Annotated in this window: 13 protein-coding genes; 12 read left to right on the top strand and 1 reads right to left on the bottom strand. The window is 48.8% G+C overall.

Annotated elements, in window-relative coordinates; genetic code table 11:
• Positions 1-175: 175 nt before the first annotated feature.
• The 8 genes from BIZ37_RS26250 (at position 176) to BIZ37_RS26215 (ending at position 7,926) form a co-directional block, all read left to right on the top strand.
• Positions 176-1,012: an alpha/beta hydrolase gene (locus BIZ37_RS26250; RefSeq protein ID WP_187464029.1), complete on the top strand. Its 837-nt coding sequence runs from the start codon at positions 176-178 to the stop codon at positions 1,010-1,012.
• Positions 1,013-1,351: 339 nt separating this feature from the next.
• Positions 1,352-1,612 carry a chaperone NapD gene (locus BIZ37_RS26245; protein WP_039466007.1) on the top strand — a complete coding sequence of 87 codons (261 nt, stop codon included), beginning with the start codon at positions 1,352-1,354 and terminating at the stop codon, positions 1,610-1,612.
• Position 1,613: 1 nt separating this feature from the next.
• Positions 1,614-4,100, top strand: coding sequence for a nitrate reductase catalytic subunit NapA (gene napA, locus BIZ37_RS26240; protein ID WP_187464028.1), 2,487 nt, complete (start codon positions 1,614-1,616; stop codon positions 4,098-4,100).
• Positions 4,101-4,117: 17 nt separating this feature from the next.
• Positions 4,118-4,885: a ferredoxin-type protein NapG gene (gene napG, locus BIZ37_RS26235; RefSeq protein ID WP_187464027.1), complete on the top strand. Its 768-nt coding sequence runs from the start codon at positions 4,118-4,120 to the stop codon at positions 4,883-4,885.
• Entirely contained in the window at positions 4,885-5,742 is an 858-nt protein-coding gene (gene napH / locus BIZ37_RS26230; RefSeq protein WP_187464026.1) for a quinol dehydrogenase ferredoxin subunit NapH, read from the top strand. The genes napG and napH overlap by 1 nt, the downstream gene beginning before the upstream one ends.
• Entirely contained in the window at positions 5,732-6,166 is a 435-nt protein-coding gene (locus BIZ37_RS26225; RefSeq protein ID WP_187464025.1) for a nitrate reductase cytochrome c-type subunit, read from the top strand. The genes napH and BIZ37_RS26225 overlap by 11 nt, the downstream gene beginning before the upstream one ends.
• 8 nt (positions 6,167-6,174) lie before the next feature.
• Entirely contained in the window at positions 6,175-6,771 is a 597-nt protein-coding gene (napC, locus tag BIZ37_RS26220) for a cytochrome c-type protein NapC (RefSeq protein WP_187464024.1), read from the top strand.
• Positions 6,772-6,951: 180 nt separating this feature from the next.
• Positions 6,952-7,926 (top strand): AraC family transcriptional regulator, encoded by a 975-nt coding sequence (locus tag BIZ37_RS26215; protein WP_187464023.1) that lies wholly within the window; start codon positions 6,952-6,954, stop codon positions 7,924-7,926.
• Position 7,927: 1 nt separating this feature from the next.
• Here BIZ37_RS26215 and BIZ37_RS26210 read toward each other — a convergent pair whose 3' ends face one another.
• On the bottom strand, positions 7,928-8,521 hold the full coding sequence (locus tag BIZ37_RS26210) for a TetR/AcrR family transcriptional regulator (protein ID WP_187464022.1): 594 nt from the start codon (positions 8,519-8,521) through the stop codon (positions 7,928-7,930).
• 148 nt (positions 8,522-8,669) lie between these two features.
• Between BIZ37_RS26210 and BIZ37_RS26205 the strand changes: the two genes are divergently transcribed.
• The 4 genes from BIZ37_RS26205 (at position 8,670) to BIZ37_RS26190 (ending at position 13,437) form a co-directional block, all read left to right on the top strand.
• Positions 8,670-9,572, top strand: coding sequence for a DMT family transporter (locus tag BIZ37_RS26205; protein WP_187464021.1), 903 nt, complete (start codon positions 8,670-8,672; stop codon positions 9,570-9,572).
• Between the two features lie 28 nt (positions 9,573-9,600).
• Positions 9,601-10,029, top strand: a complete 429-nt coding sequence (locus tag BIZ37_RS26200) for an SAM-dependent methyltransferase (RefSeq protein WP_187464020.1) — start codon at positions 9,601-9,603, stop codon at positions 10,027-10,029.
• A 238-nt stretch (positions 10,030-10,267) separates the two neighbouring features.
• Positions 10,268-12,475, top strand: coding sequence for a bifunctional UDP-sugar hydrolase/5'-nucleotidase (locus BIZ37_RS26195; RefSeq protein WP_187464019.1), 2,208 nt, complete (start codon positions 10,268-10,270; stop codon positions 12,473-12,475).
• Between the two features lie 206 nt (positions 12,476-12,681).
• A complete protein-coding gene (locus tag BIZ37_RS26190) occupies positions 12,682-13,437 on the top strand; it encodes an SDR family NAD(P)-dependent oxidoreductase (RefSeq protein ID WP_107300180.1) in 756 nt (251 codons plus the stop codon).
• Positions 13,438-13,691: the final 254 nt, after the last annotated feature.

Genomic DNA, 13,691 nt, shown 5'->3' with positions numbered 1-13,691 from the left:
GTTTATTAATGACTTTTTTGTTTTGCTGTGCGGTTTTAGACTTTTCGGTTGAACTCGCTAATATATGCTTTGCCTTTATGTTTATTAATTTTATATTTGTCATAATTGTTACTCTACTTCAATAATTTAATCGAAAGGCGCTTTACAATAACGTAAAAATCAGATGGAGGGGTGGATGCAAAGTCAAGTGACGAAATATTCAGGCAAAGTACTTGAATACTATTCTTTGGATAGTAAGTCCTCCTCTAGCTTTCCTACGGTGGTATTTATCCACGGTATATTAAGTAGCGGTCGGCTATTCACTCACCAGTTAATGCCATTGATTGCTAATAGTGGCTTCTCTTCTTATTCCCTTACTCTACGTGGTCATGGTAACCATCAGGCAAAATACTCCTCTTCTCCTTTTCAAGATCACGTTAGCGATGTGGTGGCTTTTGTCGATTTTGTGCATCAGCAAGAAAAAAAGCCTGTTGTGCTTGTCGGCTATTCACTGGGTGGTTTGATTGTCCAGCATGCCTGCCAACATGAGACGTTGAAAGGGAAATTAGCCGGTGTTGCTTTGTTGGCATCGGTTCCCCCGCAAGGTTTCAGCCAACTGAACCAAACCATGTTGCTCGAAAACCCAGCGCTGGCGATGGTACTCGGTCAGGTCATGGCGATGCCGAATATGGCGCTGCTCAACCCCTATTACCAGCACGTTATGATTGACGCGTTGTTTGCCAGTAAGCCCAACCAGCAGCAACTAGCTATGTTGATGTCAGAGTTGAAAGCCGAAGATCTTCGGCTGTTTATTGAATCCCACACAATCGATGATAATGCCCAACTGAGTCTGCCTGTTACGGTGATCGGCGCGAAAGAAGACAAGCTGGTTCCTGTCTCTTTGGTTGAGGCCTCCGCAGAATATTACGGGGTCGACCCTGTGTTCTTCAGCCCTATGGGCCATGCCATGCCGCTAGAGAAAGAAGCCGATCAACTGGCATTATATTTAGCCAAATGGTGTAGAACACTATGATGCTATTGGCTATTGGCTATTGGCTATTGGCTATTGGCTATTGGCTATTGGCTATTGGCTATTTGTATTAACTCCTTTTTAATCTCATTCCACAGCCTCTTATCAGAGTCTGGTAACTTCCTGATTTACATTAATGTGAGCTCGGTATTGCCGTTTTTTTGATCTAAAACAACCAATCCCTCCAATACCCCTTTGTGGGTATCCAACGTATTCATAATCGGCATAAATTGGTTAATAACCACTATAAAAGTAAGTGTAAATATCTGCACCCTACTGCGAGAAATGACACTTACTGTTTTGGGATGGATTCGGTGGTGTGCCTTAAAGGGGGGCTTTGTTGTGAGTGAGTTCCATGTCTGCAGCTTGATTGTTTACGTCGTAGCTGAGCAGCTTGAATCAATAAAAAAGACCATAGAGAGCTTACCGGGGGCTGAAGTGCCGATTTTTGGTGAATCAGGGAAATTGGTTGTCGTGCTTGAGGGCGAGCAAAAAAACGACATCGTTGGTCACTTTGACTATATCAAGCAGTTGCCTGGGGTACTCGATACCACGCTGGTTTACCACCAAATGGAAGAACAATCTGAGCTAAAGGAAGCGTAACATGACAGTTACTAGACGTAGTTTCTTAAAGGCCAATGCAGCCATTGCTGCCGCCAGTGCAGCAGGGTTAACCATACCTGTGTCGGTGGCCAATGCCGCTGATGGTGATCAGGAAGTGAAGTGGGATAAAGCCCCATGCCGCTTCTGTGGGACAGGCTGTAGTGTGCTGGTGGGGACCAAAAATGGTCGTGTGGTAGCATCGCAGGGGGACCCTGATGCGCCGGTCAATAAGGGCCTCAACTGTATCAAAGGCTACTTCTTGCCTAAGATCATGTATGGGGAAGATCGCCTGACCCAACCGTTATTGCGTAAGAGAGACGGTAAGTATCACAAGGAAGGGGAATTCACCCCAGTTAGTTGGGATGAAGCTTTCGATGTGATGGCCGACAAGTTCAAGCAGGCACTGAAAGACAAAGGTCCTTCTGCCGTTGGCATGTTTGGTTCTGGTCAGTGGACAGTCTGGGAAGGCTATGCCGCTGCGAAATTGTACAAAGCGGGTTTCCGCTCCAATAATATTGACCCGAACGCCCGCCACTGTATGGCGTCTGCGGTCGTTGGGTTTGGCCGTACCTTCGGTATGGATGAGCCTATGGGTAGCTATGACGATCTCGAACATGCCGATGCTTTCGTGCTTTGGGGATCTAACATGGCTGAGATGCACCCAATATTGTGGACACGCCTGACCGACCGCCGTTTGTCATCCGACAAGGTGAAAGTTGCTGTGCTGTCGACTTTTACCCACCGCAGCTATGAATTGGCCGACAACCCAATCATCTTCAAGCCACAGACCGATTTGGCTATCCTCAACTTTGTTGCCCACTACATTATCTCTAATGACAAGGTCAACAAGGACTTCATGGACAAGCATGTCAACATCCGCAAGGGTGTGACAGATATTGGCTACGGTCTGCGTCCGACCCACCCATTGGAAAAAGCCGCCAAGAATCCGGGGTGCGGTGATTCGGCACCAATGAGTTTCGAAGACTACGCCAAGTTCGTCTCGACCTATACCGCGGAATATACCTCTGAATTAACAGGGGTGCCGGTTGACCAACTTAACGAGTTGGCCGAAATGTACGCCAACCCAGAAACCAAGGTGGTGTCTTACTGGACCATGGGCTTTAACCAGCATACCCGTGGTGTGTGGGCCAATAACCTGATTTATAACATCCACCTGCTGACCGGCAAGATCTCCAAGCCAGGTTGTGGCCCGTTTTCGCTGACCGGACAGCCATCTGCCTGTGGTACGGCGCGTGAAGTGGGGACCTTTGCCCACCGTTTGCCAGCCGATATGGTAGTGATGAATCCGAAGCACCGTGAAATGTGCGAAACCCATTGGAATATCCCTGAAGGCACGATTCCTCCGAAGCCGGGTTACCACGCGATTTTGCAAGACCGGATGCTCAAAGACCGCAAGCTCAATGCCTACTGGGTGATGTGTAACAACAACATGCAGGCTGGTCCGAACATTAACGAGGAACGCCTACCGGGCTACCGCGATCCGGCTAACTTCATTGTCACTTCTGATCCTTATCCAACCGTAACCGCAATGGCATCGGACTTGATTTTGCCGACAGCGATGTGGGTTGAAAAAGAAGGGGCCTACGGTAATGCCGAGCGCCGTACCCAGTTCTGGCACCAGCAGATCAGTGCGCCGGGTGAAGCGAAATCTGATTTGTGGCAGCTGATGGAATTCTCCAAGCGCTTCAAGGTTGAGGAAGTGTGGCCACAAGAGTTGATCGCCAAGAAGCCAGAGCTCAAAGGCAAAACCTTATTCGAAGTGCTGTTCAAAAACGGTAAGGCCGATAAGTACAGCTTGGATGAAATCGCCGCTGATCGACTCAATGATGAGTCCCGTGATTTTGGCTTCTATGTCCAGAAAGGCTTGTTCGAAGAGTATGCCTATTTTGGACGGGGCCATGCTCATGATTTGGCTCCGTTTGATATGTACCACCAATCCCGTGGCCTGCGTTGGCCTGTGGTTGATGGCAAGGAGACGGTATGGCGTTACTCCGAGGGGTATGACCCTTATGTGAAGAAGGGTGAAGAGTTCGCTTTCTACGGCAAGCCGGATAAGAAAGCGGTGATTTTTGCCCTGCCATATGAGCCGCCAGCAGAGTCTCCGGATAACGAGTATGACCTGTGGCTATCAACTGGGCGGGTACTGGAACATTGGCATACCGGTTCAATGACCCGTCGTGTGCCGGAACTCTACCGTTCATTCCCTGATGCTGTGCTCTACATGCACCCGCTCGATGCCAGAGAGCGCGGGCTGCGTCGGGGCGATGCAGTAAAAATTGTTTCCCGCCGCGGTGAGGTACTCACCCATGTGGAAACTCGCGGGCGTAACCGGGTACCGCAAGGCTTGGTGTATATGCCTTTCTTTGATGCCGGGCAACTGACCAACAAACTCACGCTTGATGCAACCGATCCCATTTCGAAAGAAACGGACTTCAAGAAATGTGCAGTGAAGGTGGTTAAAGCCTAACTATCGGAAACAGACTAATGAAGCGTTCACCTCTCAAATCATCGGAAAGCCGCCGCCGTTTCCTTCGGGATGCCGCACGGACGGCAGTGGGTGTGGGAGCGGCAGCGACCGTACTCGGACTACAGAGCAAACAGAGTAAGGCTGACAGCAGTGGTGTGCCGATAAGGCCACCCGGTGCGTTGCCTGAACCTGAGTTTTTGCAGGCTTGCTTGCGCTGTGGGTTATGTGTTCAGGCGTGTCCTTACGATACCTTGAAGCTGGCAAGCTTGTTGTCGCCAGTAGCTTCGGGGACACCGTATTTTACCGCCCGGACAATACCGTGTGAGATGTGTGAAGACATTCCCTGTGTGGAAGCCTGCCCGAGTGGTGCGTTGGATCATGGCCTGACTGATATCGATGATGCCCGGATGGGCACGGCGGTATTGATTGACCATGAAACCTGCCTCAACTGGTTGGGCTTACGCTGCGATGTTTGCCACCGTGTCTGCCCATTGATTGATGAAGCGATCACCCTTGAGCCAATCCGTAACCAACGTACCGGCTACCATGCCAAATTTATCCCGACGGTGCATTCCGATGTCTGTACCGGCTGTGGTAAATGCGAGCAAGCCTGTGTGCTGGACGAAGCGGCGATCAAGGTTGTGCCGACGGTATTGGCCAAAGGCGAGCTTGGTCACCACTATCGCTTGGGTTGGGAAGAGAAGGCCAAGAAAGGGGAAAGTTTGATCCCTGAGGATCTGACCTTGCCTGCCCATAAGCCTGGTAACAGTGGAGGAGGTCAGTAATGGCTAAGCATTTGGCAAAAGATGCCGGCAAGGCGGCAACCGCCTCGCTGGGCTGGTGGAAAGCCCACCGCTTCTTGCTCCTGCGCCGCAGCTGTCAGTTGTTGATCATCGCTTTGTTTATGATCGGCCCGACACTGGGTGTACTGCGTGGCAACCTGTCGGCAAGTACTTTGTTTGACACCGTGCCACTGACCGACCCGTTGATCTTGTTGCAAACCATTGCCGCAGGTCACTGGCCTGAGTTGGCTGCCCTGCTTGGCGGTGCCATTGTGGCGGGTTTCTATGCCCTGCTGGCCCCTCGGGTGTTCTGCGCCTGGGTGTGTCCACTCAATATGGTGACGGACTTGGCCGCTTGGCTAAGGCGAAAGCTTGGGATCAATCTTAGTTACCGCTGGCCGTCCAGCCTGCGTTACTGGTTGTTGCCAGTACTGCTTATTGGCAGTGCGGTGTCAGGCACCGTGTTGTGGAGCTGGATTGACCCTGTTGCGGCACTGCACCGAGGCTTGGTGTTCGGTATGGGGGCGGGTTGGGTATTGATCTTACTGGTGTTCTTGCTGGACCTGGTATTGGTCGAGCATGGCTGGTGTGGTCATTTATGCCCGCTTGGTGCGACCTATGGGGTGATTGGCCGCAAGAGCCTGGTACGAATCACCGCGACTAACCGCGAAGCCTGCAACAAGTGCATGGATTGCTTCAACGTGTGTCCCGAGCCAGAAGTGCTGAGGCAACCGCTCAAAGGTGGGGATCGCAAGGTGATGAGTCAGGAGTGTATCAGTTGTGGACGCTGTATTGATGTCTGTTCCGAGGAAGTATTGGAATTTAAAATAAGAATTGGAGCCAATAAAAATGAAGGGTAAGTATGTTGTGTCTGCGCTGCTGGCGGCTGTCGTGAGCCTAGCAGCATTTGCAGAGGTTACCTCGTTACGTGGCGCGCAGGAAATAGGGGATACCAATGCTGTTGCGCCCATCAAGCCGGTGCCAAAAATGCAAGATAAGCTGGCCTTGGAATTTGTTCATCAACCGCCATTGATCCCGCACTCAACGGAAATGGTGCAGATCAACCCAAGCAACAATGGCTGTTTACAATGCCATGATGTCGATAAGTACCGCAGGACTGGCGCGCCAAGGGTGAGTCCAACGCACTACATGGATAGTAACAACAAGATCCTAAGTGACGTCGCCCCTCGCCGTTATTTCTGTTTACAGTGCCATGTATCGCAGTCCGATGCCGCGCCGCTGGTGGAAAACACCTTTAAACCGGCTGGTAAATTCGGCCAATAGGAGGGGCTATGGAGAGTCAACGACCTGGGATTATCCGGCGTTTTTGGCAGTGGTTCAGAAAGCCCAGCCACTTTGCGATTGGCACCGTCCTGACCGTAGGTGTGGTTGCAGGTGTCATCCTGTGGGGCGGGTTTAACACTGCAATGGAGTACAGCAACACGGAAAGCTTCTGTATCGGTTGTCATGAAATGGAGAACAACGTTTACCAAGAGTATGTTGGGACCGTTCACTACAACAACAGCAGTGGCGTCAGGGCGACCTGTCCGGATTGTCACGTACCCAAAGAGTGGGCACCGAAAATGGTGCGTAAGATCCAAGCTTCGAAAGAGCTGTATGCCAAAGTATTGGGGATAGTCGATACACCGCAAAAGTTTGAGGATCACCGGTTCGAAATGGCATCCCGCGAGTGGGATCGCATGAAGGCCAATGATTCCCAAGAGTGCCGGAACTGCCATAACTTTGAATATATGGACTTCAGTACCCAGAAGTCAGTTGCTGCAGGTATTCATAGCCGCGCTATCGAAGACGGCAATACCTGTATTGATTGTCATAAGGGTATCGCCCACCAACTACCGAAAGGTCATAAGATAGAAAGTGCAATCTAACGACGTGTGATTGCGATAAAACCAATCCCCGGTGGAGCTATCTGCTGGGGATTTTTTTGTTCTGCGCCTACTCTATTACAGGAAAAAGATCATAAGTTGAAACAATCTTACTGCCATGCAGTACACTGAAATTTCATATGATGTGTTAGTAAACCGTTAGTGAGTTTTTGGCAAACCGATATGAAATCAACTTCTTCGACCACAGATATCATCCTGACTTCCACCATGAACATCTGGCCTTTCATAGATTACTGTGAAAAAAAGGGCTTTGATTGGCAGGCGGTCGCCGAGGAGTGTGAGCTGCCGGTTGAAATGATGGACAAGAAGCATTGGTTGCCGACCAAAGATATTATGTTGTTTTTGTACGGGTTAGAGAGACGCTATGGCTATCTGGTTGGGATTGAAATTGGCCGCTTTGTTACCGTCAAGCAACTTTCACCTGAGTTGGATAGCAAGGTCCAGCAGTGCGGCAGCCTCTCTGAAGGTATTCAGCTATTGGTTTCAGAAATGCCCAAGCTCAACAACCATGTGATTGTCTGGACAGAGATGCTCGATGACAAATGGTGGTTGTGCCATCGCAGTGCCTTCCGTGATTCGACCCCCGGGTTTGAACAGGCTGAATGGTTTCGAACACTGGCAATGATTAATTTCTGCCGCCGCTTCATCGATGGCTATTGGCAGCCGGAACAAGCCAAACTGGTGTCGTCAGATACTAACGCAGACAAGCTCCCTGTTTCGTTTACCAAGACCCAGATTGCGTTTGGACAAACGTTTGGCGCCTTTACGGTCCCGCTCCCAGATGGTTTCCACCCGATTCCTGAACAAACCAGAGATGCCAATTGGCATCACTCGGTAAGCAAGCTTATTGACACCTATGCACCGTTACCTTGGTTCAATATCAAGTGGTTCTCAACCCTGCTGGGAATGACGCCAAGAACCCTGCAACGTAATCTGGGCCAGCAGGGGCTAACCTTCCGCGAACTCAGGGACAACTCAAGGCGTGACCATGCGATACAGTTGCTGAGTCAAGAAGATGTAAGTACCCACGAGGTCGCCTGGCGGGTAGGGTACGATGACCTTAGCAACTTCAACCGTGCCTTTAGAAAATGGACGGGTTACACCGCACCGGCTTACCGTCGAAAGATGTTATCGTGATTTATTGATTAGACGTGATGGCAGAGAATAAAAACTCAGTGGCATCTTTGGCATGCTTCTCAATCGCTTGTGCGTTTGGCTTTTCCATTCCCATTAGAACCCCAGTTCGCAGTGACAGCAACATTCCTGTCCAGAGCTTGACCGTCGCTTCGGGTTCTTCCATCCCTAATCTTTGTTTGAAAAAGGCCGCGAGTTGCTGATCGGTTTGATCCGGACCTACTTGATGGAAAATACCGACGATCTCCGGTGCCTTTGTACTCTCTGCGACCAGTAAACGGAACGTAGCAATGTGCTCGTCAGATAAATGGAAGGTAATGAAATCAATGGCAAAGTTGAGTAGTGCCAGCTTGGTATCCGCTTTCTCCAGATGAGTGAGAAAACTCTCATCAAGGCTGTTACCCATATCTTTTAGCGTCGATTGAAACAGATCGATCTTGGATGGGTAGTAGCGATACACCGTTTGTTTGGTCATTTTTGCGTTGGTCGCAATTTTATCCATACTCGCTAGTACATAACCTTCTGTTAAAAATACACTTTTTGCCGAAGCTAAAATCTCCCGCCGCTTCTTTTCTTTGTTTTGCTCTATTTTTCCCATCACATTTCCTAGTGTCTTTTTCCGTACGCCTACAGAAAGGCATCAAAACTCGGCTCAGAGTTAAATCATACTATACGGTATGATTTTTGTTGACACAACTCTCACGATCAAATCATACTGATTAGTATGATTTTGTGAGGGGAGAGATATGACCACGTTCTTGAATGCTGTTATTTCAAAAAGCATCCAACCCAATAGTGCTCGCACCGCAGGGGTGATGATCACCTTGCTAGGTGCTTTGCTGATGAGTTTGGATCCTGTGTTTATTCGTTTATCCGGCGTCAGTGGGTTTGATACTGCTTTTTTGTTTGGCCTATTTACCGCCATCTCGATGCCGTTATGTATTCAGCTGCGTGATGAGCGGGGGCTAGTTACGGCGGTGAAAGAAAGCGGCTGGCAAGTGCTACTGTCCGGTTTGCTGATGTTGGGTAGTGCTGCGGGTTTGGTATTGAGTATCAAGCTGACGTCCATTGCCAATACTTTTGTGATCCTTAGTGCATCACCGGCTTTGGCTGCTTTATTCAGCTGGTGGTTGCTTGGTGAAGTGACTAAACGTTCAACCTGGATAGCCATCGTTTCAGTGATGGTTGGTATAGCCATTGTCGTATCGGGCTCGTTTAAGTCCGGTAATCTATTGGGTGACGGCTTGGCCTTGTTTGCCGTGATTTGCTTGTCACTGAACCAAGTCCAGCTAAGGAAATACCAGCATGTCAGCCGTATGGCGAGTGTCGGGTTTGGTGGTTTGTTTCTGGCTATTGTGATGTTCTTCTTGGCGACACCATCAGAGTACAGCTTAAACACATGGATCATCATGGCATTGATGGGGCTGTTCACCGCACCGTTTGGTCGAGTGTTATCGCAAGTGGCAACCCGTTATATCACTGCGCCTGAAGTCGGCATGATCTTGATGCTAGAAACGGTACTCGCACCGCTTTGGGCCTATAGCTTCTTTGATGAAGTGCCTCCATTAGCAAGTTTTATTGGCGGTAGCATTATCTTTGTCACCATTCTTATCTACGCCGTTTCAACCATTAAGCCCGACAATAAATAAAGTCAGAAAACACATATAGGAAAACGAGATGAAAGCGGAACTTACATTTATCGGTACGATCAGTACGCCATATAAAGCATTGCAAGATTGCCCAAAAAATATCGACCCTAATGGCCCTGAGTGCCAAATCGTTCTGAACCCGGATTACCAAGCAGGGCTACATGGTCTGGAAAAAGGACAGAATATCCTCGTTTTGTATTGGCTGGGTGATTCAAAGGTAAGGAGTGAGCCTGAAGGGCAAGTGGTGAACCTTCAGCACGGTCGTGGTGGGGCGATGAAAGGGACTTTTGCTTTGCGCTCGCCTGTTCGACCCAATCCTATCGGTGCTGCGGTATTACCGATTGAAGTGATAGAAAAGGGAGTGGTTACTGTTAGAGGACTAGATTGCCTAAACGGTACTCGGCTTATCGATATCAAGCCGGCAATCTATCAGGAGGTAGCTAAAGCTAGAGGTTAAATTTTATTTAGTTAAAAGCAGCAAGCAAAGGATTGCTTGTTTTAAATGTGCCCGATTTTGTGTTGGGCAATTGTTGAGCTTTAACCTGCTTGCAGCATGCAACGGTTTACATTTAACGCGGCATTTATCCAACTTACTAAATTTACATTTCGCAACAGATTGAGTGATTTTTACGTATTTATTCTATTTTATCTCCTTATATTGCTAATGTTTTTACCCTGACATTAGGCTCTGTGAGATGAAAAATAAAACCTTTAAGCTTGCGACACTCAGTGCCGCAATCCTGATGGCTTCTGCTGGAAGCTTTGCGAATGACTCTACACCTATTACCATCGCCGAGTGTAAAACTTTTGAACCTACCCCTTCGGTAATCGTTAAAGGCGAGAATAACGAACTAACAAGCCAGACGATCACCATTGGTGCGACCGGTGATATGCATGGCCGTATCTTTGCTTTTGACTATGCGTTAGACGGCGTCGATAGAAATGCCGGTTTCTCGAAAATTGCTACCCTGCTGCGTGACGAGCGCGCCAACAACGACAATTTCTTGCTGATTGACCTGGGCGATACCGTTCAGGGCAACTCGGCAGAGCTGTTCAACAATGATCCGGTTCACCCTGTGGTTGAAACCATGAACACCCTAAATTATGACCTTTGGGTACCGGGTAACCACGAGTTTGATTTCGAGCGCGCTTTCCTTGAGCGTAGCCTTGAGAACTTCAACGGTTCGGTGATCTCTTCCAATGTGATTTGGGATAAGAACTCGGTTGACTGTAAAGCGAACGAGGAAGAAACCCCATTCCTGCGTGGCTACCAGATCTTTGATTACAACGGTGCCAAAGTGGCGGTAATCGGTTTGACCCCATCCTATGTAAAGGTGTGGAACGCGTCTAACCCAGAAAACTTCCGTAACCTGGATTTCAAAGACGAGCTGGAATCGGTTACCGAGACAGTAAATACGGTTATCGACCAATACCAGCCGGATGTCGTCATTGGTGCCCTTCACCATGGCCGTAAAGAACATGGCCGTGGTGTACATGAGATTGCCTCTAAGCTGGCAGACAAGTTCGACGTTATCTTCATGGGCCACGAACATGCCCGCTTTATCGAGCAAGTAGAGAAAGGCGCAGATTTTACCGCTGAAATGCCGGAAATCTCTGTTGATGGTAACAGCGAGCAAGAAGACAAGGCTAAATCTGGTGTTTATAACGCCGAGAACCGTCACGAGAAAGTGAAGATCATCGAGCCGGGCAACTGGGGTTGGGCACTGGCCAAGGCTGAAATCGAGCTAGAGAAAGACACGCAGGGTAAATGGCAGATTGTCGATACCACGCTTTCTAACCGCAAGGTAGAGAACGTACAGGAAGACAAGCACCTGCAAGAGCAGATGCAGCATATCCATGACGCCTCGGTTGAAGATGCCAATATCATGATTGGTAAAGTGAAAGGTAACTTTACCAACTCAATGGGTGGTTTTGCCGATGAGGCCGTTTTGGAAGAGCAGGTACTTAACAGTGAAGGTCTACGTCTTTACAGCTCTATCCATACTGGCAAGTTGGCGGACATGCCGATCACAGATTTGATCAACCAGATCCAAATCATGAACATCGAGCAGAAAGGTTCTGATGCCGAAGGCAACAGCATCAAAGTTGATGTTTCTGCTGCAGCGCTGTTCTCTGACGGCTCGAACCTGTTCGATGGTCAGGAATACCGCAAGAAAGACAGTGCCAACCTTTACATGTACGACAACCAGTTGGTTGCTGTCAGCATCAAGGGTGAGCAGTTGAAAGAGTACATGGAGTGGTCTTACGGTTACTTCAATACCTACCAGCAGAACGACATTACTGTGTCTTTCGACCCTGCTATTCCTGCTTACAACTACGACATCTTCGATGGTTCAATTCAATACACCGTTGATCTGAGCAAAGCGGTTGGTGAGCGTATTGATATCGCCGAAATCCGTGGCGGTGATTTCAACCCACAAGCTGATTATGTACTTGCTATCAATGATTACCGTCTAGGTACCCTGCTTGGCCAAGAGTGGATCACTGGCGAGCAGGTGATCTGGGATTCTTCAAACGAACCTGTGTATGCCGTCCGTGACATGATCACCGAGTATGTTGAGAGCGAAGGTGTGCTAGACCGTAGCAAGTTCGAGAATGTGAACTGGTACATCAAGCAATATGGTCCATCTAATGCTGCCGGTGACGTTAGCGAGCAAGGTGACATCCTGACGTTGCGTGAAGGTGCGGGTGCTGAGTTGTGGCAAAAGCTACAAAACAAAGAGATTTGTGTGATGCGCTCGGGTCCAGGTGCACGTGATTCTATCAACGTGTCAGTGAGCCTTGCCGATGAAAGTACTTGGTTTGCGAACCCGAACTATTCTGCAGAGGCGACTCAGGAAGCCCTGTATGAAGGTTGTGCGTACAGCAATCAGCCGAAGTAAATCTCTTCCCAAATATCAATTCAAGGCGCTTCGGCGCCTTTTTTGTACCTAAACCAGACGAAGATCACTTTTGATCTTGTCATGAGGTTTGAATTCTCGATGAAAGGTGTTATTGTAATACAATATTATTGATTGCTAGATGTCGAAGCGTACTTTTCCTCAGAGCTTTCGGCATAGCCATTAACTAACTTAAAGAGAACATTGATATGTCTAACAAAGTTGCATTTATCTCTGGTGCTACAGGTGGTATCGGTTTCCAAGTTGCTAAGCGTCTTGGTCAAGATGGCTACACTGTGATTCTTAACGGTATCGAAGACACAAAAGGCGCAAGCTGTGTGGCTGAGCTAGCAGAAGCTGGCATCGAAGCGGAATACCGTGGTTTTGACGTAACTGATGAGAATGCTGTAACTGAAAACATCAATGCTATCGGTGAAAAATACGGTAAGATCGATGTTGTTGTTAACAACGCTGGTGGCCTTGGTGGTCGCAGCCCAATCGAAGGCATGGAAACTGAGTTCTTCCGCAAAGTAATGGCACTAAACCTAGACAGTGCATTCTTTGTTTCTCGCGCGGCAATCCCGTTCCTGAAGAAGTCTGACAACGCGTCAATCATCAACTTTACATCAAACGCTGCTTGGAACGCAGGTGGCCCAGGTGCAGGTATCTACGGTACATCTAAAGCAGCTGTTCACACGCTAACTCGTGCTCTTGCAAAAGAACTAGCACCAGCAAACATCCGTGTTAACGCGGTATCTCCAGGTACTATCGATACGCCGTTCCACGCACAGATTAAAGAAACTAAGCCTGAAGTATTTGCTTCTTGGGCTAACAGCATCATGCTTGGTCGCCTAGGCCAGCCAGAAGAAGTGGCTTCTGCTATTTCTTTCCTAGTAAGCAAAGATGCTTCATTCATCACTGCTGAAACACTACAAATCGGTGGTGGTCAGGCGCTAGGTATCTAATCCTATGCCTGAACAAAGCTAGCTATTAGCTTTGTTGTGAGAATCAATACAGACGGTAGGTACTGCAAGGTACCTACCGTTTTTTTATGTCTGTGGGGACAGAAGTGTTCATCTTTGGCAATTAACGATTGCTATGCGTAAGGGCGTTGCTAGCTTGTCCTGCTGTCCTGCTGTCCTGCTGTCCTGCTGTCCTGCTGTCCTGCTGTCCTGCTGTCCTGCTGTCCTGCTGTCCTGCTGTCCTGCTGTCCTGCTGT

Origin of the sequence: Photobacterium sp. BZF1 (genome assembly GCF_014349205.1) — a bacterium.
Taxonomy (GTDB): Bacteria; Pseudomonadota; Gammaproteobacteria; order Enterobacterales; family Vibrionaceae; genus Photobacterium.
This window is presented reverse-complemented; position numbering and strand designations above follow the sequence as displayed.

What these genes read in the sequence shown, in the direction of transcription:
- napC (WP_187464024.1), top strand. Translation starts at nt 6,175, where the DNA reads ATGGAGAGTCAACGACCTGGGATTATCCGGCGTTTTTGGCAGTGGTTC.
- napA (WP_187464028.1), top strand. Translation starts at nt 1,614, where the DNA reads ATGACAGTTACTAGACGTAGTTTCTTAAAGGCCAATGCAGCCATTGCT.
- BIZ37_RS26225 (WP_187464025.1), top strand. Translation starts at nt 5,732, where the DNA reads ATGAAGGGTAAGTATGTTGTGTCTGCGCTGCTGGCGGCTGTCGTGAGC.
- BIZ37_RS26205 (WP_187464021.1), top strand. Translation starts at nt 8,670, where the DNA reads ATGACCACGTTCTTGAATGCTGTTATTTCAAAAAGCATCCAACCCAAT.
- napG (WP_187464027.1), top strand. Translation starts at nt 4,118, where the DNA reads ATGAAGCGTTCACCTCTCAAATCATCGGAAAGCCGCCGCCGTTTCCTT.
- napH (WP_187464026.1), top strand. Translation starts at nt 4,885, where the DNA reads ATGGCTAAGCATTTGGCAAAAGATGCCGGCAAGGCGGCAACCGCCTCG.
- BIZ37_RS26195 (WP_187464019.1), top strand. Translation starts at nt 10,268, where the DNA reads ATGAAAAATAAAACCTTTAAGCTTGCGACACTCAGTGCCGCAATCCTG.
- BIZ37_RS26190 (WP_107300180.1), top strand. Translation starts at nt 12,682, where the DNA reads ATGTCTAACAAAGTTGCATTTATCTCTGGTGCTACAGGTGGTATCGGT.
- BIZ37_RS26250 (WP_187464029.1), top strand. Translation starts at nt 176, where the DNA reads ATGCAAAGTCAAGTGACGAAATATTCAGGCAAAGTACTTGAATACTAT.
- BIZ37_RS26200 (WP_187464020.1), top strand. Translation starts at nt 9,601, where the DNA reads ATGAAAGCGGAACTTACATTTATCGGTACGATCAGTACGCCATATAAA.
- BIZ37_RS26215 (WP_187464023.1), top strand. Translation starts at nt 6,952, where the DNA reads ATGAAATCAACTTCTTCGACCACAGATATCATCCTGACTTCCACCATG.
- BIZ37_RS26210 (WP_187464022.1), bottom strand. Translation starts at nt 8,521, where the DNA reads ATGGGAAAAATAGAGCAAAACAAAGAAAAGAAGCGGCGGGAGATTTTA.